Annotated in this window: 12 protein-coding genes, 1 pseudogene and 1 other annotated feature; of the genes and pseudogenes, 10 read left to right on the top strand and 3 right to left on the bottom strand. The window is 39.2% G+C overall.

Translation table 11 applies throughout. The features are described from left to right. Window positions 1-134: 134 nt before the first annotated feature. Complete coding sequence (locus BrL25_RS00890) at window positions 135-1,007, top strand: DMT family transporter (protein ID WP_018674154.1); 873 nt, start codon at window positions 135-137, stop codon at window positions 1,005-1,007. Window positions 1,008-1,546: 539 nt separating this feature from the next. Here BrL25_RS00890 and BrL25_RS00885 read toward each other — a convergent pair. After that, window positions 1,547-2,257, bottom strand: coding sequence for a hypothetical protein (locus BrL25_RS00885; RefSeq protein WP_018674153.1), 711 nt, complete (start codon window positions 2,255-2,257; stop codon window positions 1,547-1,549). A gap of 643 nt (window positions 2,258-2,900) precedes the next feature. Here BrL25_RS00885 and BrL25_RS00880 point away from each other — a divergent pair. Then, window positions 2,901-3,596 (top strand): SDR family NAD(P)-dependent oxidoreductase, encoded by a 696-nt coding sequence (locus BrL25_RS00880; protein WP_018674152.1) that lies wholly within the window; start codon window positions 2,901-2,903, stop codon window positions 3,594-3,596. 534 nt (window positions 3,597-4,130) lie between these two features. Here BrL25_RS00880 and ileS read toward each other — a convergent pair. Next, entirely contained in the window at window positions 4,131-7,211 is a 3,081-nt protein-coding gene (gene ileS / locus BrL25_RS00875) for an isoleucine--tRNA ligase (protein WP_018674151.1), read from the bottom strand. 69 nt (window positions 7,212-7,280) lie between these two features. Next, window positions 7,281-7,538: a binding site (T-box leader), on the bottom strand. A gap of 419 nt (window positions 7,539-7,957) precedes the next feature. Then, window positions 7,958-8,107 carry a hypothetical protein gene (locus BrL25_RS25405; protein ID WP_018674150.1) on the bottom strand — a complete coding sequence of 50 codons (150 nt, stop codon included), beginning with the start codon at window positions 8,105-8,107 and terminating at the stop codon, window positions 7,958-7,960. A gap of 584 nt (window positions 8,108-8,691) precedes the next feature. Between BrL25_RS25405 and BrL25_RS00865 the strand changes: the two are divergent. The 8 genes and pseudogenes from BrL25_RS00865 to BrL25_RS00835 all read left to right on the top strand — a co-directional run. Continuing rightward, window positions 8,692-9,165: pseudogene (locus BrL25_RS00865) on the top strand (alpha/beta fold hydrolase); the annotation flags it as partial. A gap of 345 nt (window positions 9,166-9,510) precedes the next feature. Continuing rightward, window positions 9,511-10,137, top strand: a complete 627-nt coding sequence (locus BrL25_RS00860; RefSeq protein WP_018674147.1) for a TetR/AcrR family transcriptional regulator — start codon at window positions 9,511-9,513, stop codon at window positions 10,135-10,137. 97 nt (window positions 10,138-10,234) lie between these two features. Then, window positions 10,235-10,933 carry a YqeB family protein gene (locus tag BrL25_RS00855; protein ID WP_018674146.1) on the top strand — a complete coding sequence of 233 codons (699 nt, stop codon included), beginning with the start codon at window positions 10,235-10,237 and terminating at the stop codon, window positions 10,931-10,933. A gap of 696 nt (window positions 10,934-11,629) precedes the next feature. Then, window positions 11,630-13,027 (top strand): radical SAM/SPASM domain-containing protein, encoded by a 1,398-nt coding sequence (locus BrL25_RS00850; RefSeq protein WP_018674144.1) that lies wholly within the window; start codon window positions 11,630-11,632, stop codon window positions 13,025-13,027. Next, window positions 13,024-14,481 carry a radical SAM/SPASM domain-containing protein gene (locus BrL25_RS00845; RefSeq protein ID WP_018674143.1) on the top strand — a complete coding sequence of 486 codons (1,458 nt, stop codon included), beginning with the start codon at window positions 13,024-13,026 and terminating at the stop codon, window positions 14,479-14,481. Before BrL25_RS00850 ends, BrL25_RS00845 begins: the two co-directional genes overlap by 4 nt. Window positions 14,482-14,534: 53 nt before the next feature. Beyond that, on the top strand, window positions 14,535-14,696 hold the full coding sequence (locus tag BrL25_RS24590; protein WP_018674142.1) for a hypothetical protein: 162 nt from the start codon (window positions 14,535-14,537) through the stop codon (window positions 14,694-14,696). A gap of 75 nt (window positions 14,697-14,771) precedes the next feature. Beyond that, the gene (locus BrL25_RS00840; protein WP_018674141.1) at window positions 14,772-15,980 is read left to right on the top strand and encodes a site-2 protease family protein; all 1,209 of its coding nucleotides are present in this window, start codon (window positions 14,772-14,774) and stop codon (window positions 15,978-15,980) included. A 3-nt stretch (window positions 15,981-15,983) separates the two neighbouring features. After that, a complete protein-coding gene (locus BrL25_RS00835) occupies window positions 15,984-16,667 on the top strand; it encodes an ABC transporter ATP-binding protein (RefSeq protein ID WP_018674140.1) in 684 nt (227 codons plus the stop codon). Window positions 16,668-16,705 lie beyond the last annotated feature (38 nt).

Here is a 16,705-nt window from a genome sequence, read left to right as displayed (position 1 = left end):
AAGTGAGCTGAAAGCCGATGATGTGGTCACCATTATTTGAAAACGATGTACCTGAAGTTATTCTTCCTTAACGGTTTGAATAACTACATCTCCGTTAAGGACAGGAATTGTCTATATAAAACGGAGGGTACAAAATGAAAAACACCTTATTAGGTTCTTTATATTTATCACTCGCTGCTAGTATTTGGGGCGGGATGTACGTTGTGGTAAAAGTTGTGGTAGACTTTGTACCACCGCTTGAATTAGTTTGGTTTCGCTATGTAATTGCCATTTTTGCATTGCTAATGATTGGCGTTATAACAAAACAATCATGGCGTATTAAAAAACGAGACTGGCTATTAATTTTCATCATTGGGCTTATTGGAAATACAATTTCTATCGTAACCCAAGAAGTTGGTACGATGCTTTCTACTGCACAAATGGGTGCCATTATCACTTCAACGACACCTGCATTTATGGTGCTATTTGCGCGTATTATTTTAAAAGAAAAAATTACCTTTAAAAAGGCAATTTCTATTATTTTAGCAACACTCGGTGTCTGTATTATTGTTGGAAATGCGCATATCGATTCGTCTCATCAACTTGGAGGTGTATCACTCTTTATTGCAGCACTGACATGGTCACTTATGTCTGTTCTGATTAAACGGGTACCGGAGCAATATTCACAAATTGTTGTAACGAGCTATGCTATTCTTGTTGCAATTGCTTTACTGACACCTTTTACAATTGGTCGGCTAGCTGAGCTCGATTTTCAAGCCATGATGCATCCATCTATTTGGGGCGGTCTTTTATACTTGGGAGTTATTTCGACAGCATGTGCCTTTTTACTGTGGAATCGTGGATTACAAATGCTCAATGCTTCAAGTGGCGGATTATTTTTCTTTTTCCAACCAATAGTCGGTACCTTTTTAGGCTGGTTATTACTAGGTGAACAAATTGGCTTCTCTTTTTGGATAGGTACCACATTAATCTTTATTGGTGTACTATTAGTCATTCGAGAAGAATAAACATCAGGAAAAAAGCTGATTGGTGTCATTTGCCGATCAGCTTTTTACATATAACGAACTTTTCTGCCATTAGGTTTAAATTTAAACCATTTTTTTATATGTTAAGTGACTTTATTGTAAAGTTTACAACTTTAGTGATCCTTAACATTATGATTAAAACAAGAGAGCTGACCAAATCGGAAATGACAGAAATGAACCAGTGTCTTAGTGGCGGGTTGATGAAAAGGATCAGAAATAGGCTTGCCAAAATTATGGTTCAGGTGAACTGTATTCTGCTTAACACATAATGTATAAGCGAGAGGTAAGCTGAGGAAGTGCTATTATATAAGTTGTAAAAAAGGAAACCACAACAGATGGGGAGATTCATAAAAATACAGACGGTGGCGTGGAGATTTCAGCGCAGGTGTAAGCGTATGACAAACATAAAATGAGCCTAGATTCCTTTAAAACACCAGACTTCACAAATCATTATAAAAGAAAAAGGGGCCATCGAGATTTCTCGACAGCCTTCACAGAGTAGTGACTGATTGTTTTGTATGTTAGGCAAGCTTTTCAATTACTATTGAGGCACTTACAACTGCAGGACCTGCACCTGATACACTATTTTGTATTGTAGTACCCCCATCAATGTTACGTAAGGTAAGAATATCGCCTGCTGCAAAAGTTGTGATAACTTGCCCACTGTAAGTTTGGTTACCTGAACCAGATCCAAAATTTGAGCCCGGTATTTGTGCTGCGCCATTGAATAAAGCAAATGCGGAAGTACCCTGTTGAGGAAATACCTCATAAGTAATGAGGTAAGTACCTTGCTGATTTATCGTGATGGGGGCAGTGCCTGCAACGTGGGTAACAAAACCTGGCGTGATGTTTCCATTTGTATTAAAAGTGACCGCAGCATTTGCTGCTAAGGTTTGCGCTGTTGTATCATAAATATTTGCGAAACCTGAAATACCTGCACCAGTAGCGCCGGTAGCACCAGTAGCGCCGGTAGCACCAGTAGCGCCGGTAGCACCAGTAGCGCCAGTAGCGCCAGTAGCGCCAGTAGCACCAGCACCGCCAGCACCGCCAGTAGCACCAGTAGCGCCGGTAGCGCCGGTAGCACCAGTAGCGCCAGTAACCGTAGGTACATTGATTTTAATTTTATTCTTTACTTTGCACTTGCATTCTTTAGTCCCACAGCTTGAACAACGTTTTCTCTGACATCTGCATTTTCTATGTCCGCATTCCCGACAGACTCCATGGTAACTCAAAATGACATTCCTCCTTTAAACAATGGTTTATATATAAATATGGTTACGGAATAATGTTGATTGGACGATTCGCGCACAATTATTACTTGTGAGAAGAGCGGAAACAGTATGAAATGACAATTGGATCAGAATATAAATCCTATTAAGGATGTTGTTGAGTTGCTCATGTATAAAGATCTCGAAAAAGACTCTAGTTCAAGAGGAAATAAAAAACAGAAATGATTATTTTCACTAATAGGAAAATGCTTTATATATAATCCGCACTACAGAGGGTAATGCACTTAGATTAACCAATGAAAAGACCCTTAGCCAAATTGACAGTGGGGGGCGCTTGGTTCGAATGTACTCCGGATCACTATAAAATTAAATGTTAATCCTAACAAATGATACTAAATGGGGCATGAGCTTTGCGCAAGTTTAGAAAAGATACATGGAGGAAAAGAAAGAGTCCCTTTCATATTGAAAAGGGACTGACAACTGACAACAAAATTGGTATTGACGTTCATTTTACTATTTTTATGGACGAGTTTTTATAAAAAAGCTCGATCATTTTCTACTTCTTGAACGAACACAACTTGAATTATATAATCAAAGGATTATAATTTTTGAATAGTCACAAAAAAGAGGAGGTAGGATTCGTTCGATGAAAAAATATCTAATATTTGGAGCTAGCAAAGGTTTACCCAATTCTGGAGATCAGGTATGGATTGTCTCCAGAAGCAGACCCAATAGTTTAGACATAAATGACGGAGTTCAGCGAAAATGGCTGGAAGTAGATTTATCGCAGCAAAATAAAATAAACATGATTACGGAAAACCTCCAAAATGAAAGAATAGATGCGCTTATATATAATGTTGGAGTTTGGGAAAAAGAGGGGTTTGAAGATCATTATGACTTCGAACATGACGATCCAGAAGATATTTCTACTATCATTAATATAAACATAACATCCACAATCACCTATATTCAAGCCTTGTTACCAAATCTAAGAAAGTCCGAAAGCGGTAAAATAGTCTTGATTGGATCAACTGCTGGGTTAGATAATACAAATAATTCTCAGGTATCTTTCGTGACTTCTAAATTCGGGCTACGTGGTATAACAAATGCTTTGCGAGAACATGTTAGGAAAGATGGAATTGCTGTTACTTGCATCAATCCAGGTGAACTAGCGGCGGAAATCCCATATGAGGCTGGTGCTGAAAAAGCCATTGCTGAATATAACGGCACACGGATTCCAGTTCAAGATATTGTCTCTCTAGTCAAATGTGTTGTGAGCTTGTCAAAAGTTTCTTGTGTCAAAGAGATTCATGTACCAGCCATAACAGATCTAAATGCTTGACGAACATATAACACTAGTAGTGAAGGACTAAATTAGTATGGCGTTTTTTTAGATAAAAAACTCTCTCTTGGGATGATTATCCAAGAAATAAAGTAGCAGTACTTTTTTAAACAGTGACAATATTATTGTTCAGAAAAATGGTAATAACCTGAAGATAAGGCGAATTTCTATGAACCGATAATAGGCTCGGTAGCTAAATAAATCAATAATTACATTGTAATATCTGATTAAGATCGCGAAATCAACGCGATCTTTTTTGTTTTACAAGAAATTGTACGATGAATAGTAAGATATGTAGTTGAATAAGGCGGGCGTTAAAGGTCTTCCAGTCTCGTGAATTTTGTTTGGAGGGATCATCTAATAGTACGCTACGAATCTCTTATAATTATGATTCGACAAGATCTCTAGATTACTGATGTACTTCTGTAATGAAACAAAAACCAGTCCAAAACACGAAAATAAAGCGTTAGACTGGTTTTTGAATGTTTGATTATTGAACTATTTTCCATAACAAGTTGTAAATCTCATTTCTTGTTACTCAATTAGTAATCTGAAGTTTTTATCTCCAATTGAAACTGTCTCCATGCCTATTTCTTTAGCATATCTGACCTCTGAAAGTAATATGTTGTTCTGCAATACATGATTAAAACGCTCCAGCGCTTCTTTCAACTGGGCATCAACATCAAGCGTAAGGATCACGCGTTTATCAATCGGTAGATCCATTTTTTTGCGAAAATCTTGAATCACGCGAATGACTTCACGTACAGTCCCTTCCTGTTCTAGTTCTTCCGTTATAGTCGTATTCAAAGCAACATTGATTTGGTAACCCGAAGCGGAAGCGAAGCCCTGCTTACCATGTTTTTCCACAAGAAGCTCATCAAGTGTAATACGGAGGGTTTCGTCTAATAGAGTGACATCTAAGAAGCCGCTGTCCACAGCTTGTTTTGTCTCGGCTGTAGAGAGCTGCTTTAAATGATTTTGAATCGGTCCGACGAGTTTTCCGTATTTTTTTCCGGCAGCTTTTAAATTCAGTTTAAAGTGATGGGTAGTGAAGCTGCTATCACTCTGCTCTACTCGAATTTCTTTTACGTTTATTTCATCTTTAATGATGTTTTCAAACCTGCTCATGCTAAACGGACGATCTATGGAGACGATAAGCTCAGATAGAGGCTGGCGGGTCTTTACACCAGTTTCATTTCGGATATTCCGAGCAAGCTCAACGATTTGATGGGCGGTTTTCATGTCACTTTCAAGTGTTTTGTCGATAGCTACTGTGTTCGCCTTCGGATAATCTGTCAGATGTACGCTTCCCTCGCCGTCAAGATTACTATAGATGTCCTCAGCAATGAGCGGGGCATACGGCGCAATCATTCGGGCCAATGTTAAAAGTACTTCGTGTAGTGTTTGGTATGCGGATACCTTATCGTCCGTCATCCCGCTGCTCCAAAAACGATTACGTGAGCGACGAATATACCAATTACTCAATTCGTCGACGAATGTTTCAATGTGCTTCGCCGGATTCATAAAGTCGTATGTTTCAAGTCCTTTTTTGACGTTTTGCAGAGTGGAATTCAACCTCGAAAGGACCCAATGGTCTAACTGGTTTACAACCATTTGCTGTGGATAGTCCTCAGGCTTGTATTGATCGATCGTCGCATAGAGTGAATAAAAAGCATGTGTGTTATGAATCGTATCAATCACTTTAAACTTCGCATCGGCTACAATCCGTTTTGAAAATCGCTTGCTACTCCACGGAGCACTGTCAGAAAGCAGGGCCCAGCGGAATGCATCTGCTCCAAATTCTTCGATGACTTCCCAGGGGTCAATGCCATTTCCTTTGCTCTTGGACATCTTTTGACCGTTTTCATCCAGCACGTGTCCAGTTGAAATTACCGCTTTGTATGGGGATTTTCCGTTATAAAGTGTAGATACCGCAAGCAAGCTGAAGAACCAGCCTCTCGTTTGGTCGATACCTTCGGAGATGATGTCAGCAGGATACTGCTCGTGGAATCGTTTCTCGTCACCAAAGGGATGGTGGTACTGGGCAAACGGCATCGAGCCGCTGTCAAACCATACATCAATCACTTCGGGTGTTCTTTCCATTGTGCCGCCGCACGAGCAACGTAATTTTACATCATCCACAAATGGTCTATGCAGTTCTAAGATTTCATCAATTTTCTCTACCGATTTTTCACGTAATTCGTTCAAGCTTCCCGGGGCATACTCGGACCCGCAATCTTTACAAAGCCAGATATTAAGCGGAGTTCCCCAGTAGCGGTTTCGGCTGATATTCCAATCGACGAGCTCTTCTAAGAATTTTCCGAAACGTCCTTCGCGTAAATGGGAAGGGTACCAATCGATTTTACTGTTGTTTTCGATTAGCTGATCTTTAATCGCTGTTGTTTTAATGAACCAGCTTTCCATGGCATAGTAGAGAAGAGGAGATTTACAACGCCAGCAAAAAGGATAGCTATGCTCATAACGTTCTTTGGAGAACAACAGATTTCGATGCGACAAGTCTCTTACAATATCGACATCGCAATCTTTGACGAAGCGATCAGTATAATCTGTGATTTGATCAGTGTATCGTCCAGCCAGATTTACTACATTGACGAAATCTAATCCGTGCTGACGACTTGTGCGATAATCATCTTCTCCGTGAGCAGGTGCCGTATGAACGATACCGGTACCACTTGTATCACTAACATAGTCAGCATCTACGACGATATGCCCTTTTTTCACACTGATATAACCAAAAGGTGGCTCATATGCTGTTCCTACGAATTCCGAGCCTTTGTGAGTAGACAAGATCTCGTAGTCATCTTTGAACACTTTTTCTACAAGATTTTTTGCAACCACGTATACTTCATCATTTTGTTTAACGCGCGCATAGTCGATATCTTTATTGATTGCTAAAGCTACATTGGCTGGAAGTGTCCATGGCGTTGTTGTCCACGCTAGAAAAATTTCATCCCCATTTTTGCTTTTGAATTTCACAGTGGCACTCAAGTCTTTAACGTCTTCATAACCCTGCGCTACTTCATGTGAACTTAACGTTGTTTGGCAGTCAGGACAATATGGACTGACACGGTGACCTTTATACAATAGTTCTTTTTTATGGATTTCGGACAAGATGTGCCAGACACTTTCGATATAATTATTGGTTAGTGTGACGTAAGGGTCGTCCATATCTGTCCAATAGGCAATTCCTTCTGTAAGTTCGCGCCATTGCTTTTCATATTCGAACACACTACTTTTGCACTGTTCCACGAACTTAGCTACTCCGTAATCTTCAATCTCCTGTTTTCCTGATATACCCAACTGCTTTTGCACGCCAAGCTCTACTGGGAGGCCATGAGTGTCCCATCCGGCTTTGCGGACGACTCTGTACCCAGACATCGTTTTATAACGGCCGATGAAATCCTTAATGACGCGTCCGAGTACATGACCGATATGAGGCTGCCCATTGGCTGTAGGAGGACCTTCATAAAATACAAAGTTCGGCTTGCCTACCCGATTATCAATTGATTTTCGAAACGTATCGTCTTGTTTCCATTGATTCAAGACCCGCAATTCTCTATCCCTGGCTTTTTCTTTTACATCCACTTTTCTCATGTCTTCCATCCTTTCTCTATCTAGATAACGATTGGGGTAATGCCAAGAAAAACAAAAAAATCCCGCCCCCTAAGGGACGAGATTTCATCTCGCGATACCACCCTTGTTCCGAAATAATCATGAAAAAATGATCTCTCGGCACCTCATACTACGTACCATCATACGCGTCCCTTTTAACGGCGGGATCCCGGGGTAGCTTACTCAACTATCTTCAGCGCTCCTTCTCGGAGAGGATTTTCGGCTAAGTCTTGAACGTTGGCTTTCAGCACTAGGCCAACTCTCTGGGGAACAAGGGAATAGCTTACTCTTTCTCGTCAATGAATTTACTCAAATCATTCTGTTACATTCTTTTTACACCTCTTTCAACAAAATGTCAAATAGATTAACACCGTCATTCATTTTTCGTAAAAAGGAATTTACCGGTTATACGGCAGAAATGGCAACAAGAAGTATGCACTACGATGTAGCTGGTTGAAAGCGAAAAAAAAGATGGAGGCGTGATTATATTTGCATGTATTCCTTCACGAGGGTGGGAGAGTTCCTCATTTAAACAGGGTGAACATAAAAGAAGCTCTCCTTCATTATGTAGGAGAGCTTTCCAAGGCCTATCTTCTATGAACTTTATACAGTACTTCATCTTCTCCATCGAGAAGCAATTTGACATAAGCACCGTTAAACTGGGAATCAGCTCTCATGTACCAAGTTTGATTATAGGGATTCTTATAAACCTCGAAATGAGAGTTACCTCATATAACCACATACGAAATATTACGCATAGAATACAAAGGTACTGGTGGTCCACCTGGCACTACAAAAAGATTACCGGTTTTCATTTGTGCTTTAACAACCGGCTGTGCTTGTGCAGAATCTAATGTAGCCGCAGAGGCGGAACCCACGCCCATTCCACTTGCAAGTCCTAACTCTAGGGCACCAACAACAAATTTTTAAAACATTTGCCTCAACTCCCTAAAAAATATTTTTTGTTACAACATAGTTTATTCTTTGTGAAAAAAGGAACATTTTCCCAAATGAAGGGGAGTTAACGATCTAGACACAAATATTTATTGTTATTTCAGTACGTTATACAAAAATAAAAATTGATCGTTAATTTCATTTGTTTATGTAACAACTAAATAAAAAGTCGATTCCTTTCCGTACAAGATAATAAAACAAGTAGAGAGTCTCTATCCACAAATAAAAACGTTTGTTCCTAATGGTGCTACTAAAAATGATCCACTTACCACTGAAATGTTTTTGAGGAATCCAACTGTTAAAAAAGATAGCATACAGATTGTTTACAAGGATAAAACGGGAGAAATAACTTCTTTATCATTTGATTTTGAGAGTATTCCTAGAGTCACAGAGCCGGGAAAACATATCCCAATAGAACAAGCCAAGAAAAAGGCTATGGAGCATATACAGAAGTTGTACGGACCGGTTGCTAGTCAATATCAGGTGTTGAAAGTGATGCCGATAGAATATCTTAGTGGGACATTCTTTTGGTGGTTTAATCGCCAGACTGTATGCAAGTCTTTATCCACGGCTCATTTCTGGCATGGTTCTGGTTGACTCTGCGCCCGAATATAAAGAGCTGGAGTATGAAAAAGTGTTGCCAGAAAAGTTAGTTGCAGAGAATAGGGAATATTTCGATAATCCTATGCTAAATAGTGAGAAGATTGATAAGGCACAGAGCTATAAGCAAATCGTTGATCATTGTCGACAAAGTAACATTCCTCTTTCAATTATTACGAGAGGATTACCGGATATGGATGACGGGGAGTGGCCATGTCAGGAAATACTAGAAATGGAGCAAAGGCTGCAAGTCGATTTCCAGCGGCTGTCAACGTCTAGTAAGCACCGGATTGCTAGTTATAGCGGTCATTATATTCATCATGATGAACCAGAAATTGTGATAGAGGAAATTATGGTAATGTTGAAGGAGATGAGAAAGTGAACGATCAGGACGAAGTTCATGATGGATCTGCATAGAATTGAGGAGGAGAATACCAGATGAGATATATTACGGTGTAAATAAAGAGACTGCACTTATGTTGAAAAGATAAGCCTTTTCGGTTTTTTAATTGGCGCCATATTAATAAATTCGTTGAAATTTATTCGAGGTTGTCCATATCGTCTTCATTCTTCTTTACATAGAATGTAGCATGCTTTCGGAAAGAAGGTGAAAACATGGGAAGCTATGTGTAGTGTATTGACCACAATATTTTTTTGCGCTAAAATTTGATTGATCGTTCAAATTAAAAATTAAACGTTCAATCAAAGGTGGAAGGAGTGCTTTTATATGAGCAACAACAGTGGAGAAGAGAAACAATCTTTCATCGCTGAAGCAAGACGCGAACAAATTATTGAAGCAGCGATCAAAACTCTTGATGAAATCGGATATGTAAAAGCTAGCCTTTCCCAGATTGCACAAAGGGCAGGTATAAGTACGGCGTTAATCTCTTATCATTTCTCAGATAAAAATGATTTGATGAATCATTTGCTAACGAAACTTTTAGATAGCTCTACTTCATATATTTTGGAGAAAGTAAGGAAGGAAGATACACCTAAGAGAAAATTGGATACATTTATAGGAGCAAGCTTAGCTTATCAAGGTTCACATCCTACGCGTAATTCGGCTCTATTAGAAATTATCTTTAATGCCAGAACGCCTGATAACATTCCCTACTACAAATTAGGTGATGATGATGAAGATCAAATCATGTATGAGCTTCAACAAATATTACGAGATGGTCAGGAAAAAGGGGAATTTGGAGCGTTTCATGTAGATGTCATGGCTAACACGATCCAAGGGGCTATTGGAGAGTATATGGGAAATGCTGCTATAACCAAAAAGGTTGATCTAGAAACATATACTAATGAACTCATAGATATTGTTGGTAAAGCAACAAAAGGTATGATTGAATGATATCATACCTTTTAATGGATTATTCATTTGCTTCTAAAGTCATGTAGAAACGTAAAAAATGGAATCCAATCGATCATAAACAAGAAGGTGAAAATAGATGACACCATCTAAATTATCATTACATCAACCAAAAACAGTCGTAGGATATTCCAAAATAACGGGAATCATTCTGTACGGAGGATTCGGAATAGTAGGAACTATCCTTGGTTTTTTTCTTCCACGAATAGCAGCATGGGCTGTAACACTTCCTTGGATCCCATTTCAAGGACCTCTAAAACTCATCAATTCACTACAGGGACCGTGGGTAGCTATTATTATGGCAGTTTTGGGCTTACTAGCTGGTCTAGTGCTTGCTTATATAGCCGTTAAAGAAAGTCTTATCATAACGATTACCGATCAAGAAGTACAATTGGAAAAGGATGAGAATACGCATACGATAGCATTAAAAGATATTGATATGGTGTTCCTTGATGGAAAACAGCTTGTGATCCTCGGGAAATCAGGATTTGAACTTGTACGGGAGAAAAATGATCAATCAGCTATACAAGTGAGCAATGCTTTCAAGAAGCATGGTTATCCCTGGTCATCAGAAGGAGACCCATTTAAAGATGAGTATCGACGCTGGGTGCAGGATATTCCAGATATATCACCAGCTGCTAATGCTTTAATGAAGGCCCGAGAGATTGCACTGCAAGAGAAAGAAGAGGCAGATATAAAAGACCTTCGGCGTGAACTTGCAAAGCTCGGATACATCGTACGTGAGGAAGGAACACGTCAATATTGGCGAAAAATATAAAGATATAAAAAACGAGCGAGTGCTTCTATCTTTCTATCTTAATGATCCATTTTTCCTCTGTACGTTTTTCTTTTACTATATCTGGGGATTTAGCATATATTTTTTTCGGTAACTTAATCCGGAAACATGGCAGTACAGATGCATGCGAACGTTGTGGAAAAGATTCCTGCAATAGAGAATCTCCCCAAGGCGAAAAACATGCTCTGAAGAGTGCAGATGTATCCACAATAACCGGGTATGACGTGAAAACTATCATAAACGTAAAAACCAAAATAGCCCTTCGACGGTTTACTTTTTCCGTCAGAGGGCTATTTTTAACATCAACCGTAAAAGCCATTGGAATTTGGCATTTGCTGTAGATCGCGTATCATATTGTGGATGAAATTCCTTCCACAACTGTAGTACACCAGAATACCTAAGACGTTTAAACAACTATTGGCTCTATTGCTACAATATCCATTTTTAAAAACGATTATATTAATTTGAAAATGAAGAAATGAATTTACAACATATGGTATTTTTGTTAATATATATTTATAAATACAATTATTTAGTAATTATTATAATAAAATGTAGCCTCTCTTGATTCAGATATGTCTAGTATGTTGTTTTGACAGGTTGGAGAAATCTCTTCCATCCTTTCAAAAGGAATACATAAATGAAAAATTAGGTGAGAATGAGAGGAGATGGTTTTTCTTGATAAAGAGCAGGTATTATTTACGTTATGAACTAGAAGAAGAAACACTAGTTATCAATACCTTAACAGGCTCGGTTGACTACTTCTCGGAAGAAATGATTGGATTATTTGATAAGTTGGAATCCGTTGAATGCAGTGAGTTATCAGGTGAAGAGCATGAATTCATTCATCATCTCAAACAAAGAGGATATATTTTTTCGTCTAAAGAAGAAGAAGAGAAACGATTAAAGCAGGCTATGAAGTTTGCAACAAATCTAGATGTCATGCAATACATTATCTGTCCTACATATACCTGTAATTTCCGATGTCCGTACTGCTTTGAAGACCATGCTATCCATGAGAAAGTTTCGATTATGTCAGATGAGCAATTGGAAGGCGTATGGTATGCGATTCAACATTTTCATCAAGAAAGTGGTCTTATGAAAGGACACCTTCACTTGTTTGGCGGAGAGCCACTTCTCCCTTTGACACAGAATATTATCAAAAAAATCTGCGACAAAGCTGTAGAATGGGATTTCCGTATTGGCTGTAATACGAATGGTTTCCATCTTGCTTTATTTGCCGATACTTTAGCAAGTTATGGGGATCGAATCAGTGTAGCAGTAACTATTGATGGGCCTGAGGACATTCATAACCAACGCCGTATTTTGGCTGGAGGGCAAGGAACATTTCAACAAATTGTCCGTGCGATTGGAGAATCTCTCGCAAAAGAACTGCGTATTGTAGTCCGAATTAATATTGATCGTTCTAATATTTCACGAGTAAGCGAACTTGTGGAGTATTTTAGAGAAAATAAGTATCTTGACTATGAGACTTTTGGAATACATTTTGCCCCTATCACCGACCATACCTGTCAGAGTACAGGAGAAAACCTAATGCAGGGAGTAGAAATTATTAAGCTACTTCGCCGCGATATTCCTGACTTTGATGAGCTTGTTGCATCGAAAAAGCTTATGATCGGGCCTGACATGTGGCGTTTTATGCAGCCATTGATTCAATTAGACCCTGAGTTGAAGGGGCACGCACAACCATTTTTTCCAAAGACGGTATTCTGCGAGTCTGTGCAGGGAAAACAAATTGCTTTTGGCCCAGATAGTCACATCTATGCTTGTCCTGATCTTGTCGGTCGACCAGAATTCAAAATAGGGGATTACTTTCCACAAATGAATCTAAATGATCGGAAGTGGCGCAAGTGGAATGAATTCAACTCATTCACAATTTCCCAATGTAAAAGTTGCTCCTCTGCACCAATCTGTGGTGGAGGCTGTGCAGCTGAGGCGTTAGTTACTTTTGGAAACCTTGAGCAACCCCATTGTACACATGCGGATAGCAAAGTGTTTGAATATCTGGATACCATTCGCAACGATCTTGTTGCTCAAGGGGGTATATCCAAATGATATCTAGCACATATAACTCATTCTATAAACTATCGAATGGTGAATATGTTCTTATTAACTCCTTGAGTGGAGCGATTGATACAATTGGTGTAGAAGTGAAACAAGTTCTAGACCGTATTCGAAAAGGTGATGTACCTCCACGAAATGAAGATTATGAACCTCTCTATCAATTCCTTGAAAAAAGAGGGTATATTTACGAAAGTCGTGAATCTGAGTGGGCAAAGTTACTTGAAATACGAGACCACGTTTATCGGTTACAAAATACATCTGTTGCAGGGATTACTTTTAATGTATGTACGACTTATATGTGTAACTTGCGATGCCCGTACTGCTATCAAGGGCATGAGATCCACGAAAAACCACATGCACTCACAATGACAGAAATAGACAAAATGTTTAAGGCAGTTGACGGAATCCTCGCAATGGAAAAAGAAAAAGGTCGTTATCAAAATGCCACACATCGAATGATGCTCTACGGAGGAGAACCTCTGTTGCCTACAACTCGCGAAACAGTGAGGGAAGTTGTAAGAAGAGCTGTCGATGAGTATGGTTTTAGAGTATATGCCATTACTAACGGGACTTTTCTACATGACTATCTCGATTTCTTTGAACAGTATAAAGAAAAATGGGATTATTTCCAAATCTCTGTAGATGGTCCTAAGTCGATTCATGATCAGAGAAGGATTACAGCTGGCGGGCAAGGAACGTTTGATAGAATAGTTCGCAACATTGATATGGCATTAGAGCGCGGGTTTCGAATCGCATTGCGCACAAATATCAACAAGGATAATGTTGATCATCTAGAAGAGTTAGTCTCTTATGTTGAGCAAAAAGGCTGGAACGGGCACCCACTATTTTTCTGGCAAATCTCCCCCGTTACTGACCACTATGGAGACAATCTACCTAACCACTTACCTGAACATAAACTACTAGTGGCTCTTTATGAGAAGTTTGGCAATTTGGAAGAGTTTATGGACAAGTACAGCGTCCAGCTTGGTACAGATTTGAGTATGAGGACTTCGAGAATTCGTCAGGCCATTACCTCCAAAGACTGGGTTATGAATAACCCTTGCGATAGTTGTACCTCTACACCTAACACACTTCCAATTTTTAAAGAATGTAGTGCAAGAGAACATCGTTTCTATGCCTTCGGTGCAGAAGGAGCGATTTATGCCTGTCCAGAATCCGTAGGACGTCCGGAGCTTGCCGTTGGGACATTTTTCCCAGAGTTTGTGATTAATCCCGCCAAACATAACATGTGGGATAAGGATATAACAGATTCGGAACAATGCGGCACGTGTAGTGTTTCTCTGTTCTGTGGTGGCGGATGTGCCTACTCCAATTTGATGCGGAACGGGTCTATAACTGAGCCGTACTGTAACTACTCTCATCCAACCATTTCAACCTATGTGGAGCAGAATGAAGATGTCTTTTTACAGGTGCAAAATAAATAAACTTCAAACCCCATTCGTGTGAAGAGAATCTTCAGTGAAAGGAGGTGAGAAATATGTCATTCAAAATTCATTCTGTTAATGAAAATGCGAAGCTTTGGACTGAATTAGCAGACGAAATGGAAGTTTTAGAAAATCGCGATGAAATGTCTATTATCAATGCAGGTTCTTGTTGTTTCCAACCTTGGACTTGCTGCATTAAAATTTCCTTTTCCTAATACTAATTCGACTTATTATTCAATGAAGAAACTCCGCTATCACGCGGAGTTTCTATCCTGCTTAGGGGTGAAAATGTGAATAGGACGATTAGTAATCCCCATTTGTTGCCATATACGGTCAGCCCCATGGATATCTGGGACAAGGGTAGTCATTATATTGTTTCTTTTGAAACAGGGCTTCAATTAAAAGTTACGGAGAGATTACTCAACATATTCTCCTGTATGAATGGAAATCTATCATACGAAGAGATGAAAAAGCAGTTAAAACAGAAATATGATCTACATATCGAAATAGAAGAGTTATGCTATTTTGTTGAGAAATTATTACTTCCTCACGGTGTACTCGTTGGTTATGCCAAAAAGTCTGAACATAACTCAGCTATTTTATTTCGAACACCGCTTATGACAGGAGAGCGTTTTGAAAAAATAGCAAAGCCTTTTCATTGGTTGTTTCGAAAACCTTGGTCAATCCTCACGCTCTTTGGGATAGGATTTTGTTTGCTTTTGAATTTTTACCAAGTACAAACGGCAGACATGACGGGGTTATTTGGAACTTTTAGTGGAGTTGGAATGTCACTTATTCTTCTTCTCCTATCTATTTTATTCCATGAGTTTGGACATGTGGTGGCAGCATACCGATATAGTATTCGTCCGCGTGATATAGGGATAGGTTTGTATATGTTGGTGCCCGTGATGTTTGTAGATCTTAGTGAAGCGTGGAAATTACCCCGTAAGCAGAGGGTTGTAATAGATTTTGCAGGAGTATATTTCCAATTACTCATGGTATCTGGTCTTGCAATCTGGTACAATTTAACAGCAGATCGAGACATACTGATTGCAAGCCAGTTAATATTATATTCTGTCGTTTTAAATCTAAACCCAATCCTACGTTATGACGGATTTTGGGCATTGAATGACGCGATCGGTATTTATAATGTTCATACAAGGGCCTTTACCTTACTTAAAACTGGAATAAAGGGATATTTACTTCGTCATCAAGAGTCGAGGAATGCTTTTCACAAGAGCATAAGAATGATGGAGAAAAAACTTCGCTCTGTCCTACTTCTCTACTTTTCACTCTATGTTCTTATGGCAGTAGCAGTGATCTCATATATTTTGTATTCGATAATCCATACTTTACTAGCAGTACGCCCGTTGACTTTGGAAAATACCAAAGGATTATGGATACTTGCGTTGGTAATCCTCTTACAATTGGCGTTAAACATGAGTTATCGCCTAATACAAAAGAAAAAACAGATAAAACAAATGATGAAGGAGGGTTAACCTTTGTCTCAAGCAATTGTTAAAGTAAGAAATATCCGAAAAGAGTATCAGATAGAGTCAGGTACCTTACAAGTTTTAAAGGGGATCACCACAGACATTCATCAAGGTGAGATTGTCAGCATTATGGGGCCAAGCGGAAGTGGAAAGTCTACTTTGCTTGGTATTTTAGGAACCTTAGATACACCAACTTCTGGTCAATTAAGAATTGATGGTGATGAGGTTACTGGTTTGAACGAGAGCCAACTTACAAAGTATCGCGCAAAAAAGATTGGCTTTATTTTTCAGGCTTACAATTTGATCTCCACCATGACTGCCAAAGAAAATGTAATGCTTTCCTTGATGTCTGCAAAAGGAAAAAGTAATTCCGAAATGGAACAAAAAACGCTTGAACTGCTAGAAATGGTAGGGATGAAAGAACGTTGTGATCATCTGCCTAGTCAACTGTCGGGCGGACAACAACAAAGAGTGGCTATTGCCAGAGCTCTTGCCAATCAACCATCCATCATCATCGCCGATGAGCCAACCGGAAACCTTGATTCGAAGACAGGCAAACTCATTCTTAATCTTATATGTGGCCTCCGAGAAAAGGTAGGGACAACATTTATCGTAGCAACACATGATCCAAACGTTGCTGAAATTTCAGATCGTGTACTACACATTTTAGATGGGCAAATCCAAGAAAATTAAGTGAAGGTTGTGAAATTTCCATGTTGTGGCTATCTTCT

It is taken from the genome of Brevibacillus laterosporus DSM 25 (genome assembly GCF_002706795.1).
GTDB classification, from domain to species: Bacteria; Bacillota; Bacilli; order Brevibacillales; family Brevibacillaceae; genus Brevibacillus_B; species Brevibacillus_B laterosporus.
Note: the sequence above shows the minus strand (reverse complement) of the source record. Positions and strands in the feature narration are given on the sequence as shown.